At 71.6% G+C, this 17,854-nt stretch carries 16 protein-coding genes; 4 read left to right on the top strand and 12 right to left on the bottom strand.

Translation table 11 applies throughout. The features are described from left to right. The first annotated feature begins 54 nt into the window (after nucleotides 1–54). The 3 genes from nadB to GTZ93_RS08390 are packed head-to-tail and all read left to right on the top strand — an operon-like array spanning nucleotide 55 to nucleotide 3,017. Entirely contained in the window at nucleotides 55–1,641 is a 1,587-nt protein-coding gene (gene nadB / locus GTZ93_RS08400; RefSeq protein WP_139917812.1) for an L-aspartate oxidase, read from the top strand. Nucleotides 1,642–1,647: 6 nt separating this feature from the next. Beyond that, nucleotides 1,648–2,412, top strand: a complete 765-nt coding sequence (locus GTZ93_RS08395) for a rhomboid family intramembrane serine protease (RefSeq protein WP_186820045.1) — start codon at nucleotides 1,648–1,650, stop codon at nucleotides 2,410–2,412. A gap of 2 nt (nucleotides 2,413–2,414) precedes the next feature. After that, on the top strand, nucleotides 2,415–3,017 hold the full coding sequence (locus GTZ93_RS08390) for an LOG family protein (RefSeq protein WP_120581551.1): 603 nt from the start codon (nucleotides 2,415–2,417) through the stop codon (nucleotides 3,015–3,017). Between the two features lie 17 nt (nucleotides 3,018–3,034). On the opposite strand, the gene GTZ93_RS08385 is transcribed toward GTZ93_RS08390, so the two are convergent. From GTZ93_RS08385 to GTZ93_RS08345, 9 genes are all read right to left on the bottom strand, one after another. Beyond that, nucleotides 3,035–3,664: a hypothetical protein gene (locus GTZ93_RS08385; protein WP_139923792.1), complete on the bottom strand. Its 630-nt coding sequence runs from the start codon at nucleotides 3,662–3,664 to the stop codon at nucleotides 3,035–3,037. Further along, the gene (gene pyrE / locus GTZ93_RS08380) at nucleotides 3,661–4,236 is read right to left on the bottom strand and encodes an orotate phosphoribosyltransferase (protein ID WP_120581549.1); all 576 of its coding nucleotides are present in this window, start codon (nucleotides 4,234–4,236) and stop codon (nucleotides 3,661–3,663) included. The genes GTZ93_RS08385 and pyrE overlap by 4 nt, the downstream gene beginning before the upstream one ends. Before the next feature lie 3 nt (nucleotides 4,237–4,239). Further along, nucleotides 4,240–5,502: a ParB/RepB/Spo0J family partition protein gene (locus GTZ93_RS08375; RefSeq protein ID WP_139923790.1), complete on the bottom strand. Its 1,263-nt coding sequence runs from the start codon at nucleotides 5,500–5,502 to the stop codon at nucleotides 4,240–4,242. 124 nt (nucleotides 5,503–5,626) lie between these two features. After that, nucleotides 5,627–6,340: a bactofilin family protein gene (locus GTZ93_RS08370; RefSeq protein ID WP_161662725.1), complete on the bottom strand. Its 714-nt coding sequence runs from the start codon at nucleotides 6,338–6,340 to the stop codon at nucleotides 5,627–5,629. A 3-nt stretch (nucleotides 6,341–6,343) separates the two neighbouring features. Next, nucleotides 6,344–6,667, bottom strand: a complete 324-nt coding sequence (locus GTZ93_RS08365) for a bactofilin family protein (protein WP_014397641.1) — start codon at nucleotides 6,665–6,667, stop codon at nucleotides 6,344–6,346. A 63-nt stretch (nucleotides 6,668–6,730) separates the two neighbouring features. Next, the gene (gene bacN, locus GTZ93_RS08360; protein ID WP_120537550.1) at nucleotides 6,731–7,072 is read right to left on the bottom strand and encodes a bactofilin BacN; all 342 of its coding nucleotides are present in this window, start codon (nucleotides 7,070–7,072) and stop codon (nucleotides 6,731–6,733) included. A gap of 53 nt (nucleotides 7,073–7,125) precedes the next feature. After that, nucleotides 7,126–7,962 (bottom strand): alpha/beta hydrolase, encoded by an 837-nt coding sequence (locus GTZ93_RS08355; protein WP_120598237.1) that lies wholly within the window; start codon nucleotides 7,960–7,962, stop codon nucleotides 7,126–7,128. 12 nt (nucleotides 7,963–7,974) lie between these two features. Next, on the bottom strand, nucleotides 7,975–9,861 hold the full coding sequence (locus GTZ93_RS08350) for a tetratricopeptide repeat protein (RefSeq protein WP_315967317.1): 1,887 nt from the start codon (nucleotides 9,859–9,861) through the stop codon (nucleotides 7,975–7,977). Nucleotides 9,862–9,866: 5 nt separating this feature from the next. Then, nucleotides 9,867–12,365 carry an ATP-binding protein gene (locus GTZ93_RS08345; protein WP_139918467.1) on the bottom strand — a complete coding sequence of 833 codons (2,499 nt, stop codon included), beginning with the start codon at nucleotides 12,363–12,365 and terminating at the stop codon, nucleotides 9,867–9,869. A 459-nt stretch (nucleotides 12,366–12,824) separates the two neighbouring features. On the opposite strand from GTZ93_RS08345, the gene GTZ93_RS08340 reads away from it, so the two are divergent. After that, entirely contained in the window at nucleotides 12,825–14,387 is a 1,563-nt protein-coding gene (locus GTZ93_RS08340; RefSeq protein WP_126935824.1) for a hypothetical protein, read from the top strand. Nucleotides 14,388–14,396: 9 nt separating this feature from the next. Here GTZ93_RS08340 and GTZ93_RS08335 read toward each other — a convergent pair whose 3' ends face one another. The 3 genes from GTZ93_RS08335 to GTZ93_RS08325 are packed head-to-tail and all read right to left on the bottom strand — an operon-like array spanning nucleotide 14,397 to nucleotide 17,853. Next, nucleotides 14,397–15,137 carry a TlyA family RNA methyltransferase gene (locus GTZ93_RS08335; protein ID WP_120598235.1) on the bottom strand — a complete coding sequence of 247 codons (741 nt, stop codon included), beginning with the start codon at nucleotides 15,135–15,137 and terminating at the stop codon, nucleotides 14,397–14,399. Then, on the bottom strand, nucleotides 15,134–16,960 hold the full coding sequence (locus GTZ93_RS08330; protein WP_139918454.1) for a 1-deoxy-D-xylulose-5-phosphate synthase: 1,827 nt from the start codon (nucleotides 16,958–16,960) through the stop codon (nucleotides 15,134–15,136). Before GTZ93_RS08330 ends, GTZ93_RS08335 begins: the two co-directional genes overlap by 4 nt. Further along, on the bottom strand, nucleotides 16,960–17,853 hold the full coding sequence (locus tag GTZ93_RS08325) for a polyprenyl synthetase family protein (RefSeq protein WP_139918456.1): 894 nt from the start codon (nucleotides 17,851–17,853) through the stop codon (nucleotides 16,960–16,962). The genes GTZ93_RS08330 and GTZ93_RS08325 overlap by 1 nt, the downstream gene beginning before the upstream one ends. Nucleotide 17,854 lies beyond the last annotated feature (1 nt).

The raw sequence follows: 17,854 nt of genomic DNA, 5'->3' as shown, positions 1-17,854 counted from the left end.
GTCCTCAAGAAAACGCCTTGTTTCCAGCACTTACCGCCATTAAGGCTGTTGGCCATGCCCCATCGGTTCGATTTCCTGGTCATGGGCGGCGGCGTGGCCGGACTGTCGTTCGCCCTCCAGGCGGCACGGCACGGCACGGTCGCCGTCCTCACCAAGCGCGAGCGCGGCGAAGGCAACACCGCCTACGCCCAGGGGGGCATCGCTGGCGTGCTTTCCCCCACGGACACCTTCGATTCGCACATCGAGGACACGCTCGTGGCGGGCGCGGGCCTGTGTCACCGCGACGCGGTGGAGGTGACGGTGCGGGAGGGCCCCGCGCGCCTCAAGGAGCTGGTGGCACTGGGCGCTGCGTTCGACCAGCGCGGCGGCGAGTTCGACCTCACGCGCGAAGGTGGCCACTCCGCCCGCCGGATCATCCACGCGGGCGACATCACCGGCCGCGAGGTGCAGCGCGCGCTGCTGGCCGCGTGCGACGCGCAGCCCAACATCACCTTCTTCCAGAACACGGCCGCCATCGACCTCATCCTGGACCGGCGTCCGCACACCCCGGCCGGCAGCCGGTGCCTGGGCACGTACGCGCTGATGGAGGATGGCTCCATCGAGCGCTTCCTCTCCAAGGTGACGGTGCTGGCCACGGGCGGCGCGGGCAAGGTGTACCTCTACACGTCCAACCCGGACGTCGCGACGGGCGACGGTGTGGCCATGGCGTACCGCGCGGGCGCGCGCGTGGCGAACATGGAGTTCTACCAGTTCCACCCCACGTGCCTCTTCCACCCGGAGGCCAAGAGCTTCCTCATCAGCGAAGCGCTGCGCGGCGAGGGCGGCAAGCTGCGGCTCAAGGGCGGCCAGACGTTCATGGACCGCTACCACCCCATGCGGGACCTGGCCCCACGCGACGTGGTGGCGCGCGCCATCGACGCGGAGCTCAAGCGCACGGGCAATGACTGCGTCTACCTGGACATGACGCACCTGGGCCGCGCGTACCTCACCGAGCGCTTCCCCAACATCTACGCCACCTGCAAGGCCTTCAACATCGACATGGCGGTGCAGCCCATCCCCGTGGTGCCCGCGGCCCACTACCAGTGCGGCGGCGTGGTGACGGACCTGCATGGGCGCACCAACATCCCGGGCCTCTACGCCATCGGCGAGGTGTCCTGCACGGGCCTGCACGGCGCGAACCGGCTCGCCTCCAACTCGCTGCTGGAGGGCCTGGTGTACGGCCACCGCGCGGTGCAGTTGGCCTCGGAGGAGCTGTCCTCGCTGACGCTGCCGAAGGAGGACCCGCCGGCCTGGGACTCCGGCAGCGCGGTGGACTCCGACGAGAGCGTGGTCGTCACCCACAACTGGGATGAGATCCGCCGGCTGATGTGGAACTACGTGGGCATCGTCCGCACGGACAAGCGGCTGATGCGCGCGCGGCGGCGGCTGGAGCTCTTGCGCGAGGAGATCCGCGACTACTACTGGCGCTTCAAGGTCACCCGCGACGTCATCGAGCTGCGCAACATCGCGGAGGTGGCGCACCTCATCGTGGACTGCGCCAGCCGCCGCAAGGAGAGCCGGGGCCTGCACTACACCCTGGACTACCCCCACACGGACGAGCACCAGGGCACGCGCGACACCGTCCTTTCACGGGAGCTGTGAGAACCCATGTCCCGTCCGCGCCGCATGCTGGATGACCTCCCCGGCCCCTCCGGGCTGGGAGATGAGCAGGCCCCCGCGCCACGTGGACAGGGCGGGGACGGACCGCCCCCGGGCCCCCAGCAGCCCCGGCCCGCGCTGCCCACGCCCTACGTCAGCTTCGCCATCATCGCGGGCGCGGTGGGGATGTTCGTCCTCAGTCGGTCCCTGGGCCGGCCGCTGATCATCGACGGGACGAACTACGGCATCGTGGGGCCGCTGGCGCTCTACGGGCCGTGGGTCCAGGCGGGCGAGTACTGGCGCCTGCTGGGCATGGTGTTCGAGCACGGCGGCGCGATGCACCTGCTCTTCAACATGCTCGCCGTCTATTCGCTGGGCGCGTCGCTGGAGCGCGGCATTGGAAGCCTGAGGTTCCTGGGCCTGTCGCTCGTCACCGCGCTGGGCGGCTCCGCGTTCGCGCTCTTCTTCAACTTCGACATCGTGACGGTGGGCGCGTCCGGAATGATCCTCGGCTGGGGCGGCGCGATGCTGCCCATCCTCAACCAGCAGGGCCGCAGGGATCACATGTTCTGGCTCGTGCAGGTGGCGGTCATCAGCCTGCTGCCCGGGGTGAGCTGGGCGGGGCACCTGGGCGGCTTCGTCTTCGGCCTGCCGTGCGGCATGGCGCTGCGCATGGGCCCGAAGGTCTACGCGCGCGCCATCCCCGTCCTGCTGTTCATCGCCGCGGCGCTGGCCGTGGTCGCCGCCCATCCCGGGCGCCTTGGAGGCTTTTGACGATGGCTGAACCCACCGTGCGCAGCGTCTGCGTCTTCTGTGGCTCGCGCTCCGGCGTGCGCGCCGAGTACCGCGAGGCCGCTTCCAGGATGGGGGCCGCGCTGGCGAAGCGGGGGCTGACGCTCGTCTACGGCGGCGCCAGCGTGGGGTTGATGGGCGCGGTGGCGGACGCGGTCATCGCCAACGGCGGCAAGACCGTGGGCGTGCTCCCCCACTTCATGGACGCGAAGGAGCTGGCCCACCCGCGGCTGACGGAGTTGCACCGGGTGGACTCCATGCACTCGCGCAAGGCGATGATGGCCGAGCGCTCGGACGCCTTCGTCGCCCTGCCCGGCGGCTTCGGCACGCTGGACGAGCTCTTCGAAATCGTCACCTGGGCGCAGCTGGGCCTGCACCGGAAGCCCATGGGCCTGCTGGACGTGGACGGCTTCTTCCAGCCGCTGCTCGCGATGGCGAAGCAGATGGTGGAGGCGGGCTTCGTCCCGGAGACGCAGGGCGTGCCCTTCGCGGTGAATGCCTCGCCGGACGCGCTCCTGGACCGCCTGCTCGCGGGGCCCACGATGCCGCTCACGTCGAAGTGGCTGAAGGACGGCCAGCAGACCTGAAGGCCGTCCCGCCGCGTTCAGCGCGCGTGGACCTTCAGCTCCGCGTTCCCCAGCGATGAGGCGACGCGGAGCATCACCTGCTCGGTGCCCTCGGGGATGACGGGCTGGCCGTCGGTGAAGGTCTTGGGGAAGCGCACGCGGTAGCCCACCCAGAAGAGGCTGGCGTAGGGGTAGTAGGCGCGCACGTTGAGGTCCGCCCGGCCCAGGCGGCGGATCTCCATGGGCGTGATTTCGCCCCCAGGCGTCACCAGCGCGATCCGCCAGATGCTGTTGCGGTGGGCGAAGTCGTCGTAGCGGTAGTCGTTGACGTGCACCGCCAGGAAGAACTCGTGGAACTTCGCCGCGTCGGCCAGTTCCTCCGACAGCAGCTGCTCCACCTTCGCCGCGGGCAGCGTCTGGAAGATGGCGCGGCGGTGGATGCGGGCCTCGCGGAACGCAGGCGTCTGGAACGTGGCCCCCGCGAAGACGCGCGTGTCGAAGCCGTCGTAGATCTCCTTGCGGTCCGAGTACCGGTCCAACACCGCCATGTAGGCGGACTCCTGCTTCGGGTCATCCAGCGTGGGCGCGGGCTCACCGACGATGGGGGGCGAGGTGGAGCAGCCGCCCAGCACGCCCAGCAGCACCGCGGCCAACAGCAGCCTTCTCACGGGATGAAGTCCTTGCGCGTGAACAGCGTGGTGAGGCGGTGGCCGGCGGACTCCACGGCCTCGCGTCCGCCCTCCAGCCTGTCCACCAGCGCGAAGGCGCCCAGCACCGTCAGGCCCTCCAGCTTCGCGCGCTCAATCGCCTTGATCGTGGACGCGCCCGTCGTCACCACGTCCTCCACGATGGCCACCGGAGCGCCGGGGCTCAGCGCGGACAGGCCTTCAATCCACTGGCCGGTGCCGTGGCCCTTGGGCTCCTTGCGCACGATGAACGCGTGCAGGGGCTTCTGGCCGCCGCCCTCCAGGAAGCTGGTCAGGCTCACCGCGGACGCGAGCGGATCCGCGCCCAGCGTCAGCCCGCCCGCGGCCACCGCCGACGGAGCGTCGCGCCGGATGGCCTCCAGGAGCAGCCGGCCGATGAGGTAGTGGCCCTCGGCGAGCAGCGCCGTGCGCTTGCAGTCGATGTAGAAGTCCGACTCCTTGCCGGAGGAGAGCACCACGCGCCTGCGCTCGAAGGAGCGCTGCGTGAGCACCTCCAGGAGCCGGGCGCGGTCGCGTTCGAGCGTTTCCGCCATGGCCTACAGACCCTCCAGGTACGCCACCAGCTGCGCCGAGTAGCGCAGCTGCATCAGCAACTCCGCCCTGCGCGATTCGTCCAGCGCGGCGAACACGTCCGCGAGCAGCGACAGTTCCTGATTGAGGACGCCCATGCGCTGCGCGACGTCCGCCGCCAGTTCGTCCGCGTCGATCTCCTCCTCGACGCCCTCCGGAGCCAGCGTCTCCTCGGTGGCGAGCGCCTTCTCCAGCATGTCGCGCACCGGCGCCGTCAGCCGGCCTTCGGCCTCCAGCGACTCGCGCTTGGCCTCCAGCACGTCGTGCTCCACCGGCGAGGCGTGGATGGCCTCCGCCAGGGACAACAGGAGCGCGTCCTCGTCGGACAGCTCCTCGTGCACGCGCACCTGGACCTGGTCGCGCTTGAGGAAGCGCAGCGCCGCCACGCGCCGGAAGCCGCAGATGAGCTGGTAGCGCTCCTCGCCGCGCGGGCGCACGTCCACCGGGAACAGCTGGCCCAGTCGAGCCAGGTCCGTCGCCAGCTCGGACACGTCGCCCTCGTCCCGCAGGCGGAAGGTGGTGTCCTCCTCCAGTCGCTCCAGCGGCAGCACCATCGCCGTCACCTGTCCCATCACGCGCGGCTCGATGGCCTGCGCGTGGGGCTCCCCATCCGAAGTCGCCGCGCCGTCGTTGGCGCTGTGTTCCGAACCGTCTCCGGAGCCCATGGAGCCCGCGTCCTCCTGGCTCGCACGGCTCGCCACGTCCCAGATGCCGGCGCTCAGCAGCGCGTCATCCGCGCCCGACACCGGACCGGAGCTCGGCTCCGTCACCACGTCCTTCGCCTCCCCGCCACCGTCGCTGCCCGTGCCGGAGGCGTCCTGGACGCTCTCGCCCGAGGACAGCTCCACGTAGCGGCCGGGGCCCGAAGAGGCCTCCGCGTCCGCCGGGGTGCTGGTGCTCTCGCCCTGCACGGTCGCCCCGGAGCCTTCCGGTTCGCCGCCCTGGGCGGATGCTCCACCCGACGTCGCGGCGTCCCCGGCGGGAGTCTCTTCCCCGGTGCGGCCCGGCGACTCGCCGCCCTCGGTGCGTGTCTCCGGCTCACTGGAGGCTCCGGCGGCCGTGCTGGCCTCGGTCGCGCTCGCGGTGGCCTGCCCACCCTCTCCAGGCAGGTCGGTCTGCGCCCCACCCGCTTCGGCCTGGGGGGCACCTTCCGGCGTCACGTCTCCACTCGCGCCCTCGCCATGCTTCGGCGCGGACGCGTCAGCCGCTCCCTCCTGCTGGGACGGCATCGAATTCTCTCCAGGTGTGCCCGGCATCCCTTCCTGTCCCTCGGCCCTGTGCTCGGCGTCCATGGTGGCACCCCCGGTTGTTCCACCCCCGCGCCGCCGGAAACGACGGCGCGGCGGGCGGGCTCTAACGGGACTTCTTCACCACGACCTTCTTCTTCGCGCCAGCACCCATCACGCGGGTAAGGGGCGCGCCGGCACTGCTCGCCTGCTCAGTGACTGCCGGACGCGGAGGCTCCGGAGCCCGGGTCGTGGTCGCGGCGGGAGGCGGGGGCGGCGGCAGCGGCTTGGCCGACGGACGGGCCACGACGGTGGCCGGCGCCGACGCGGGCTGCGTGCGCGCGGGAGGCGGGGGCGGCGTCGGGGCGGCGCGAGGCGGAGCGGCCGGCGGCGTCGGAGGACGCGGCGGGGTGGCGCCCGGACGCACCGTGGGACGCGTCACCGCCTGCGGACGGGCCACGGCGGGGCGTTCGGACGGCAGCCGGCCCGGTTCCACGTCTCCCATGTCCACGCGGCCGCGGAAGCTGGCCCCGTCCACGATGATGACGCGGGGGGCGCGGATGTCGCCCACCATGCGGCCTTCGCGGGTGAGCTCCACGCTCTCCGTGGCGTTGATGTTGCCCACCACCACGCCGCTGACGATGGCGTTCCTCACCGCCACGTTGGCCTTCACCACGCCGGACGGCTCCACGATGAGGGTGCGGCTGAGGGTGAGCTCACCCTCCACGCGCCCGCGGACCGTGAGGTCCTCGTCACCCGTGAGCCGACCGCTGATGAGGATGGAAGGCCCCACCACGGTGTTGTCGACGGAGTTGCCTGCAAGATCCTTCGCGGTCGCCACGGATCAGCGCTCCTTCATGTCCATGTCGACGTTGCCCTTGAAGGAGGCACCGTCGGCGATGAGGATGCGCGGGGCCTTGATGTCGCCCACCACGCGGCAGTCCGTCTTCAGCTCGACCTTGTCGGTGGCGGCGATGTTGCCCGTCACGCGGCCGGCGATCTCCACGTTCTGCGTCTCGATGTCCGCCTCGACGACGCCCGAGCCCTCCACGTAGAGGCTCTCCTTGAGGGAGATCTTCCCCTTCACGGTGCCCTGGATGACCAGGTCCTCGTCCCCGGAAATCTCCCCATCGATGACGATGCTCGAGCCAATGATCGTATTCGCCATGAGTGTTGTCCGCCTTCTCGAAGCTGTGCGCCTGGGGGGCCGTGGGTCGGTCCCCGGTGGATGCTAGATGTCGTCCGGCAACTTCACGTCCATCTCGATGGAGCCGTTGAACACGGCACCATCCTCGATGACGACCCGTGGGGCCTTGATGTCGCCGGCCACCTTCGCCGAGGCGTTGATGGCCACGCGCGTGGAGGCGTCGATGTTGCCGCTCGCCTCGCCGTTGATGGTCAGTTCCTCGGCGCGGATGTCCGCCTGCACCTTCCCGGTGCCTTCGATGGTGAGGTGGTTCTTCAGGGCGATCTGCCCCTCCACGCGTCCTTCGATGACCAGGTCCCCTCCGCCCGTGAGGTTGCCCCTGATGACGATGCCCTTGCCAATGATGCCCGTTTCACCCTGTGCCATGAGGTGATCCTCGCCAGCGCCTGCTCCGTCGGGAGCGGGGCGACCTGATTATGTCAGAGATGCGCGGAGATCCAGCCGGAGATGTCCTGGAACACCGTCGCGCGGTCCCGCTCGTTGAGCGGCTCGTGCCGCATGCCGGGGTACTCCTTGAACTTCTTGTCCGCCGTCCCCGCCGCCTCGAAGAAGGCCCGCGCCGCCGCTGGCAGCGCCACCCCGTCCTCCTGGCCGCACAGCACGAACAGCGGCACTTGAATCTTCGGCGCCAGCCCGAGCGTCTGCGCCTGGGCGGCCGTGGACTCCACGAACCAGCGGGGCGTGGCGAAGGGAACGTAGAGCGGGTCCGCCCCGACTGCCTTCTGGATGTCCGGGTCGGTGCTGAGCATCTCCGGGGCCAGGCCCGAGGGGACCTTCATCCACGGCACCAAGGTGCCCACCATGCGCGCGGCGAGCACCTTCGCGGCCGGCGGGCTGATGGCCAGCTTGAGGTAGGGCGCGGAGAGGATGGCGCCGGAGAGGCCTTCCAGTCTCCCGGTCAGGGCGTGCGCGGCCATCAGGCCGCCGTGGCTGTGGGCGAGCAGGAAGATCTTCTCGTTGCCCGCGGCCTTGCGCACGCGCTGCCAGAAGCCGTCCAGGTCGTCGAGGAACTCGGTCCACTTCGCGGCGTAGGCGCGCCGTCCGTCCGCGCGGCCGTGGCCCCGGTAGTCGAAGCCGTGCACGGCGAAGCCGTCCTGCACCAGCGCGTCGATGACGGGCCGGTAGCGGCCGATGTGGTCGCCGTAGCCATGGACGATGGCGACGTGCGCGCGCGGGGGCGCGTCCGGCAGGTCGAGCGTCCAGAACAGCCGGGTGTTGTCCTTCCCGGTGAAGAAGCCTTCGTCGTGGCGGGCCATGAGCCCGGGACCTTAGCGGCCCGGCGCGGTCGAGGGTAGCGCCTTCAACTTGCGCTCCAGGGTGGTGCGCTGGTCCGCGGGCTCGGCGGCCTCCGGCTCCAGCGTCAGCACCTCCAGCGCGCGCTTCCAGGTCCGGACGGCCTCCGGGGCGCGGCCCGCCTTGAGGTACGCGTCCCCCAGGTGCTCCAGGATGGCGGGGTCGTCCGGGGCCAGCTCCACCGCGCGCTCCAGGACCTCCACGGCCTTCTTCGCGTCGCCGCGCTGGAAGAGGACCCACCCCAGCGAGTCCACGTAGGCCCCGTTGTCCGGCCGGAGCGCCAGCGCGCGGCGCACCAACCGCTCCGCCTCGTCCAGGTCCCGGCCCCGCTGCGCCATCACGTAACCCATGAAGTTCAGCGCGGCGGAATGGTCCGGCTTCAACGCGAGCACCCCCCGCATGCGCGACAGCGCTCCGGCCACGTCGCCCTGGCGCTCCAGCAGGGTGGCCAGGGCGAACTGCAGGTCCTGGTTCCTCGGCGTCTTCGCGACAGCGTCCCTCAAGAGCGCGAGCGCGTCCGGAGCCCGGCCCTGGCGCTCCAGCAGGGTGGCCAGCGCGTCGTACGCCAGCGCCCCGCCCTCCCCCGCCAGCGCCTCGCGCAGCACGCCTTCCGCTCGCGTCGCGTCCCCGCTGCGCTCCAGCGCCCGGGCGTAGCCGACGTGTACCTCCACGTCGTCGGGCGCTTCCGACATGGCCATGCGGTAGAGCACCAGCGCGCGCGGGTGGTCTCCCACCAGCGACAGACAGCGGGCCTGGCGCACGCGGGCGTCGGGGAACACCTCCGAGTCCGGGGGCACGCTCGCGAAGTCCGCGGCGGCGACGGAGAAGCGGCGGGTGCGCTCCGCGACCAGGCCGGCGTAGTACGCGAGGCGGGGCTCGTCCGGCGCGTCCTTGCGCGCGGCGTCCAGCACCTCCTTCGCGGCGGCGGGCTCTCCGGAGGCCAGGTAGCTGAAGGCCACCCGCACGGCCAACTCCGGCGACGCGGAGAGCGACAGCAACCGGTCGAAGTAAGCCCGCGCCCGGGTCGCCGACCCGCCCTTCAGCGCGGCACGGCCCGCGGACAGCAGCACCTCGCGGCTGTCCGGATCCGCCTCCAGCGCGCGGGCCAGCGCGTCCTCCGCCTCCTTCGGACGGCCGGAGTCCTCGTAGAGACGGGCCAGCGTGGACCACACCTCCACGTCACCCGGGTCGCGCTCGGAGGCCTTCGCGAGCAGGCGCTCGGCGCGGGCCGCGTCGCCGCGCTCGGCCAGGACGAGCCCCAGCCGCCGGTAGCCGGAGGCCTCTCCCGGCAGCGCGTGGGCCAGCGACTCCACCACCTTCACCGCATCGTCGGGGGCCTTCGCGTCCAGGTACAGCTGCGACAGGACGAGGTACGCCTCAGGCTCGCGGGGACGCAGGGCCACCGCGCGGCGCAGGTGCTGCTTCGCGCGCGCCGTGCGGCCGGACTCCAGCAACACCCGGCCCAGGAGCACGTGGGCGGCGTAGTGCGTGGGGGCCTTCTCCACGGCCCGGCGAAGTTCGCGCTCGGCGCGCTCCAGGTCACCCAGGCGCGCGTACTCCTCGCCCAGCTGGGTGAGGAGGGTCGGGTTGCCGTCGTCGGTGGCGAGCGCCAGCCGCAGCTCGTCCACCGAGGCCCGGTGGTTGCCCTCCAGGTGCATCAGCCGCGCCTGGAGGTAGTGCGCGTAGCTGGCGGACGACGCGGACGGCTCGTCGTCACGGTCGCTCGAATCCATGGCCTCGCGCATCGCCTCGCGGTCGACGTGCGGGGCCGGGGCCTTCCTCGCGGGCGCGGCCCCCGAACCTCCGGCGGCCAGCGCGAGGCACATCACGGCGGCACGGCTGAGGAGCGGGAGCGGGCGCACGCGGGCTAGTGGGCCTCGGGCGGGGGGGCTCCCAGCTTCTCCAGCAGCTTCTCCACCGGATCGCTGTCCTGGCTGACGTCCGCCATGGCGGCCCGGTACTCGATGGAGGTCACGTTCTCCACGTCCGGCATCAGGCGGTTGATGACCGTGCGCGCCGCGTCCGCGTTGCACTCGGGCAGCACCACCGCGAAGACGCCCAGCCCCAGATGGGCGATGGAGTCCGGGTGGCGCACGCGCTTGCGCATCACCTCCGCCATGTTGGGCGGCATGGCGTCCAGGTCGCGGTCCGGACGCAGCACCGCCAGCGTGAGGGCGCGGTGGTAGCGGCGGCTGCGGGCCACCTCCTGCTCCAAGCGCAGGAGCAGGCCGCGGCGGTCGAGCAGGCCCGTCACCGGATCGCTGCCGGTGCGCCGCTGCAGCGAGTTCGTCTTGTCCTGCTGATCCTTCTCACCCCGGCTCAGCTTGAGGGCGCGCTCGGTGCGGTTGAGCAGCTCCACCGCGTTGAAGGGCTTGGCCATGTAGTCCACCGCGCCCAGGTTGAGCGCGCGGACCTTGTCGGCCACGCCCTGGTGGGCGGACAGGAGGATGACCGGGATGTGCGCAGTGTCCGACGAGGACTTGAGCGCCATGGCCGCGTCCAGGCCGTCCAGCTTGGGCAGGAACACGTCCATCACGACCAGGTCCGGCCGTGAAGCGCGCGCCTTCGCCAGGCCCTCCGCGCCGTCGCGCGCCACCTCCACGCGGTACTTCGAGCGCAGCACCTCCGACAGCACCGCGGCGATTTCGGGCTCGTCCTCCACCACCAGCACGCGAGGCTGCTCGGGCGCGGCGCCGGGCGCGGGCTGCGGCCGGGGGTTGCGCGCGGCCTCCTGCGCCAGGGGCAGCGTGAAGACGAAGGTGCAGCCACCGTCGGCCGGGCTCTCCGCCCAGATTTCACCGCCGTGCAGCTCCACGAACTCCTTGCAGATGGCCAGCCCCAGCCCCGTGCCCTTGGGCCCGTGACGGTAGCGGTCGAAGACGAGGTGCAGCTCGTCCGGGGGAATCCCCACCCCGTTGTCGCTCACCATCACCCGCACCGCGTCGCCGTCCGGCCGCGACAGCCGCTGCGTGCGCACCACCACCACGCCCGGGTCGCTGGCGTGCTGGATGGCGTTGCTGATGAGGTTCTGCAGCACCTCGTGCAGCTTCACCTCGTCGCCAATCAGCATCAGGCTGTCGGGGCACTCGGAGCGCAGCGACACGGCCTTCTCCGCCGCCAGGATCTCCAGCTCCGCCACGGCGTCGCGGCACAGCTGCGCCACGTCCAGCACGCGAGGCTCGATGGACAGCCGCGCCGCCTCGCCCTTGCCCTTCTCCAGCAGGGACTCGACCAGGGTGAGGATCTTCCGGCCCTGGCGGATCATCGCCTCCGCGGACTGCTTCTGCTGCGTCTCCAGCGGCCCTTCCAGGAGCAGCCGGCCGTGCCCCAGGAGCACCTGGAGCGGCGCGCGCAGGTCGTGGCTGCACACCGCGATGATCTCATCCTTGAGGCGGTTGAGTTCCTTCAGGCGGCGGTTCGCGTCGTTGAGCTCGCGGTAGCGCTCCACGTACGCCAGCTCCAGGTCCTCGCGCTTCTTCTTCACCGCCGTGTGCAGGCGCGCGTTGCGGATGGAGTTGGCGAGCACGCCCGCCACCGCCTCCGCGAACTCCTGTTCGTCGCGGCCGATGGACGCCTCGCCCTTGGACACGCGCAGGAAGAGCGCGCCCAGCAGGTCGTCCTGGCAGATGAGCGGCTGCACCAGGATGGACTTCACGCCCTGCGGTAGCAGCGACGTGCGCACCTCCGCCATCAGCGGGTCGCGCTGCGCCTCTTCAATCAGGACGGGCTGCCGCGTCTCCAGCGCGCGGCGCAGCTCCGGGTAGCGCGCCACCTCGATGTCCAGCTGGACGAGGCTCGGGTCCTCCTGCGTCGCGACGACCGTGGCCGTGCGCGCGTGGCTGCCCTCCACCAACACCACGGAGCAGCGGTCCGTGCCCGTCACCTGGCCGACCTTCTCCACCGCGATGCGGAGGATCTCCTCCAGCTCCAGCGAGCTGGTGGCCGCCTGGGTGATTTCGAGCAGCATCCCCATGCGCATCCGGATGCGCTCCTCGCGCTCCTTGAGCCTCCAGGCGCGCAGGGCGGACTCCAGCCGGGGCACCAGTTCGTCGGCGCCGCGCACGAAGTCGTCCACCGCCAGCCGCTTGAAGGCCTCCGCCGAGCGCGCGCGGCCCTGATCCACCAGCACCGGCAGGCGCTGGAGCTTGTCCGTCTTGCGCACCGTCTCCAGCAACTCCGCCGCCCGCTTGGCCGTCACCGCCAGGAGCACCACCTCCGGCTGGAGCTGATCCACCATCTCCGCCAGCCCGGTCTCCCGTTCCGTGGAGGCGCACTGGTAGCCACTCGCCGTGAGCCGCTCCACCAACGCGTCACCCGCGGCCTTGGCCGCGAGCACCAGCACCCGCCCCCTCTGCTCAGACGACAACATCTCGATCCTCACGGCGCGCCTCCGCCCCGCCCAGACTGGGAACGACGTCGCGAAAACCCGTTGGGTGCGAAAGGGGTCATGGTCGATTCCGGATCATGCCGTCTAACCCGTCCGCGGGCCAGCGGTTGAACGGGGCTCTCCTCAAGCGAGAGGGGTGGGAAAAGGCGCGCGACGTATACCCCGGACCGGTGTTCTTCCTCCGGAATCCCGCACACGCGTGACGGTCCGGTGACCGGAAACCGCCCGCCCACCCCTATGTAGCGGTGGAATCCCACGAAAACAGTCATACTGTCACTTTCTTCCAGCACCACCCTCGCCGCCCGGCCGGAGGCAGGGTGGGCGGGCAAGCGCCGGCGGGGGTTTTCAGGGCTCTCGCGATCAGGATTCCGGGGGACGGGCGCGGTAAGGGACGTGGCCCCGCCCGCTTCCCGGGGGAGCGCGGTAGAGTGCGAAACCATGCACTCCGTCCCTTCGCGCCCGTTCGCGCCGCGGGCCTTCCTGGCCTCGCTGACCTTCTGCGCTTCCGTGTTCGCCGCCTGTGGTGGTGAGAAGCCGGCTCCCACTCCGGACCCGCCGACGGTGACCCTCACCGTGCCGCAGCCCAACACGGCGGCCCCGTCGCTGACGGTGCGGGTCATCGTGTCCGGGTGTGACGCCGTGTCGCGGGTGGACATCTACGACAAGGACACGTTCCTGAAGACCGTGCCCTACACCAGCGGGTCCATGGACTTCGAGCTGGCCTCGAATGAAATCAAGTACACCCGCGGCCTCGCCGTGAGCCTGTCGCTCAACGCGCGGGCGACGTGCTCCGACGGCCGGACAAACTCGTCCCAGCCGCAGGCGGCCACGTTCCTGCCGGTGACGAAGGTCATCAAGGATCCGGACCCCAACGGCCAGGTGGTGACGGACTTCTTCATCGCCGAGGGCAGCGGCACCAACGTCGCCTTCATCGGGTGCGGCAACCCCACCACGGGCTCCGGCACGCTCTTCCGCGTGGACTCGACGGGCGTGGTGCGAAACTCGGTGGAGCTGGGCATCCCGTGCAGCTCCTCGACGGTCATCACCAGCATCAACCCGACGAGCGGCAAGCGGTGGGTGTGGACGCCGGGCTCGGGCGCCGTGGCGGTGGACTCCAACTTCGCCACCTCCGGTCGCACCGCGGCCACGTACAAGCTGCAGCAGCTGTCGGTGATGGCCAACGGCGACGCGCTGGTGAACGACCTGTACACGGTGTCGCGCCTCAAGCACACGTCGTCCGGCGGCTCCTTCCAGTGGATGTTCGAGAACGCGCCGCTGCAGCCCATCACCCCGCCCAAGGAGAAGGGCCAGCAGGTGCTGGTGGCCTATCCGAACACCGCGGGTGGCGGCGGGCCCGCCTTGCAGATCGAGGTCGCCACCCTGGACGCGAACGCCACGAGCCAGGACCTCCAGCCGGTGAGCACGCGCATCATCTACCAGTACAACGGCCTCATCAGCGCGCCGCCGCCCGCGTCGTTCAGCGTGGATGGTTCCACGCTCTTCATGTCCTTCGACTTCAACAACAACCAGTCGCGCATCGAGGCCTGCTCCACGGAGGCCGCGGGCTGCGAGGGCAACGCGTACCGGTGGTCCAGCACCACCTTCCCGGTGCCCATCCGCTTCCTGCTGCCGTTCAATGGCGGCTCGAAGGTGGCGGCCATTGGAGACCAGCGCGTGTGGTTCCTGAACTCGACGAGCGGCCTCGTCATGAACAAGGGCGGCACGTCCGTGGACGCGTCCGGGCAGCTGCGCATCCTCCAGGTGCAGTTGGGCCAGCCGACGAGCGCGGAGTTCTACCTGCTCACCGGCCCGAACGTGGCGGGCGCCCTGCCCCAGGAAATTGTCGCGGTGGACTCCGCCGAACAGGGCGAGCTGTTCCGCTACGAGGTCTCCAGCAGCCTGTCCTGCTCCGTGGATGACAGCGGGCGGCTGTGGATGCGCGTGGGCAACAACCTGGTCCAGGCCCTCACGCTGCCTGAATACCGCGCCGTCAAGCCGTGACGGCGGGCCTCAGGGCCTGTCGGCGACGAGGAGCGCTTCCACGTTGCCGGCGGGCCCGGGCACGGGCGAGTCCATCAACCCGCGCACGCTGAGCCCGTGCTCGCGCACGAAGGCCGTCACGGTGTCGATGGCGTCCTGCCGCGCTTCCGGGTCGCGCACCACGCCGCCCTTGCCCACGCGCTCCGGGCCCACCTCGAACTGGGGCTTCACCAGGGCGATGAGCAGCCCGCCCGGTGAGAGGAACGGCAGCACCGACGGCAGCACCTGGGTGAGCGAGATGAAGCTCACGTCGATGACGACCACGCCCACCTTCTCCGGCAGGTCCTCGTCCGTGAGGTAGCGCGCGTTGACCCGCTCGCGGGAGCGCACGCGCGGATCCACGCGCAGCTTCTCGTGCAGCTGGCCGTAGCCCACGTCGATGGCGTGCACCCGCACCGCGCCGTGCTGGAGCAGGCAGTCGGTGAAGCCGCCCGTGCTGGCGCCGATGTCCGCGCCCACGCGGCCCGTCACGTCCAGGCCGAAGCGGTCCATGGCCCCCTTCAGCTTGAGGCCGCCGCGCGACACGTACGGCATCACCTCGCCCTTGAGGCGCAGCTCGGCCTCCACCGGCACCAGGGAGCCGGGCTTGTCCACGCGCTGGTCCGCCACCACCACCTGGCCGGCGAGGATGAGCGCCTGGGCCTTGGTGCGCGACTCGGCGAGCCCGCGCTCCACCACCAGCACGTCCAGGCGTTCCTTCTTCGGCTTCACCGGTTCTCCTCTCCCAGCAGCGCACGGCCCGCGCGCAGCAGGCCCGCCGCATCCAGTCCCAGCTGTGTGCGCTGCACCCGCGCGTCCCCATGCGGCAGGAAGACGTCCGGCATGCCCAGGAGCGTCACCCGGGGAGACACGCCCGACGCGGCGTACAGCTCCAGCACCGCGCTGCCCAGGCCGCCCCGGACGGTGCCCTCCTCCGCCACCACCACGTGCCCGCCCGCAGCGGCCTCCAGGAGCGCGGCTTCATCCAAGGGCCACGCCCGGCGCGCGTCCAGCGCGCTCCAGTCCGGCTCGCTCCGCACGGCCTCCAGCGCGGACAAACCCAGAGGTCCGAGTGTCACCAAGGTCAGCCGTGAGCCGGGCACACGCTTCAGCCAGCGGGCGCCCGGCATGGGGAGCGCGGCCGGTGTCAGCCGCGAGGCCGTGGAACTCTTGCCCCCCTCCGCGCCAGCGCGCGCGTCGTGCGCCTCAGTCCCGTCCCGTGCCAACTCCGGCGGCAGGTCCGGCAGAGTGCCGCGCGGGAAGCGCAGCACGGAGGGCCCGGAGGCCTGGAGCGCGGTGGCGAGCATGGGCCCCAGGTCCTCCCCCACCACCGGAGCCCATTGCGTGAGGCCCGGCAGCGGCCGGAGGAAGGACACGTCGTAGGCGCCCTGGTGCGTGGCGCCGTCCGCGCCCACGAGCCCCGCCCGGTCCACCGCGAAGACGACGGGCAGCCCCGGTAGACACACGTCGTGGACCACCTGGTCGTACGCGCGCTGGAGGAAGGTGGAGTAGATGACGCACACCGGCTTCGCGCCCGCCGCGGCCAGCCCCGCGCAGAACGTCACCGCGTGCTGCTCCGCGATGCCCACGTCGTGCACGCGGTCAGGGAAGCGCGCCTTCAAGCCGGTGAGCGCGCTGCCCTCCAGCATCGCGGGCGTCACGGCCACCACGCGCGGGTCCCGTTCCAGCGCGTCACCCAACACCTGGGCGAAGGCCTCGCTGTACGTGGGCCGTCCTCCGCGCGAGCGCACCAGCTTTCCGTCGCGCCACTCGTACGGCCCCATCGCGTGGCCGCGCGTCTGCTCGTCCGCCTCCGCGGGCGGGAAGCCGCGCCCCTTCTTCGTCAGCGCGTGCACCACCACCGGGCGTGATGACGCCTTCGCCTCGCGCAGCGCCCGCGTGAGCGCGCCCAGGTCGTGCCCGTCCACCGGGCCCAGGTAGGTGAAGCCCAGCGATTCGAAGAAGGCGCGGGCGTTGCGCGTGCGCAGGAGCGCGGGGATGGCGCCCACGTTCGCGCTGATGGACATCTGGTTGTCGTTGAGCACCACCACGAGCGGCAGCGGGCTGCCCCCCGCGTTGTTGAGCCCTTCGAAGCTCAGGCCCCCGGTGAGCGCGCCGTCGCCCACCACCGCCACCACGTGGCCCGAGTGCCCCAGCTGCCGCCGGCCGGCAAGCAGACCCAGCGCCGCGGAGATGGCCGTGCACGCATGACCGGCCGCCAGCGCGTCGTGGTGGCTCTCCCGTGGATCCAGGAACGGCGCGATGCCGTCCGCCTGCCGCAGCGTGTGCATCCGGTCGCGCCGGCCGGTGAGCAGCTTGTGCGCGTACGCCTGGTGCCCCACGTCGAAGAGGAGCGCGTCCTGCGGCGTGTGGAAGACGCGGTGCAGGGCCACGACCACTTCGACCGCGCCCAGCGACGCGCCCAGGTGGCCTCCCACGCGGCCGCACGTGGTGATGATGGCCTCGCGCAGCGCCTCGCACAGGCCGGGCAGCGCGTCCTCGGGGAGCGCGCGCACATCCGCGGGAGACGCGACACCGGACAGCACGTCCGCCATCAGGACTTCCGCTCCACCGAGTAGCGCGCCAGCGCCGCCAGCGGACCGTCCACGCCCTCCAGCGGGCGCACCGCCGCCTCCGCCCGGGCCACCAGCTCGTCGGCCATGCGGCGGGACTCGTCCAGGCCCACCACCGCCGGGAAGGTGAAGCGCCCGGCCTCCGCGTCCGCGCCCACCGGCTTGCCCATGGCCTCCGCGCTGGAGGTCACGTCCAGCACGTCGTCGGCGATCTGGAAGGCCAGGCCCACCGCTTCACCGTACGTCACCGCGCTGGCGAGCGCCGCCGCGTCGCCCCCGGCCGCCAGGACGCCCATCCGGCACGCCGCGAGGATGAGCGCGCCCGTCTTCATCCGGTGCAGCCGCAGGAGGTAGTCCAGGGCCGCTGCCCGGTCCGCCGCGATGTCCAGCACCTGCCCGCCCACCATCCCGCTCGCGCCCGCCGCGCGCGCCAGCTCCGCGCACAGGATGCCGCGCACCGGCTCCGGCCCCGAGGCGAGCACGTTGAAGGCCTCCGTCAACAGCCCGTCCCCGGCCAGCAGCGCCACCGGCTCGCCGTAGACCTTGTGGTTCGTGGGCAGGCCCCGGCGCAGGTCGTCGTTGTCCAGGGAGGGCAGGTCGTCGTGCACCAGCGAATAGGTGTGCACGTACTCCAGCGCGCAGGCCGCGTCCGCCACCACGGCGGCCTCGGTGCTCGACTTGGACACCGCGTCCGCGAAGGCCAGGCACAGCACCGGGCGCAGGCGCTTGCCGCCCGCGAGCAGCGAGTAGCGCATGGACTCCGCCAGCCGGGGCGGCGTGCCCGCGGGACCCAGGCGGTCCGCGCGTTCGAGCAGGAGCGCCTCCACCCGCGAATGCTGCGTGCGCATGAAGGGGTCCAGGTTGAAAGCGGCCATC

It is taken from the genome of Corallococcus exiguus, assembly GCF_009909105.1.
In the GTDB taxonomy this organism is placed as follows: domain Bacteria; phylum Myxococcota; class Myxococcia; order Myxococcales; family Myxococcaceae; genus Corallococcus; species Corallococcus exiguus.
Note: the sequence above shows the minus strand (reverse complement) of the source record. Positions and strands in the feature narration are given on the sequence as shown.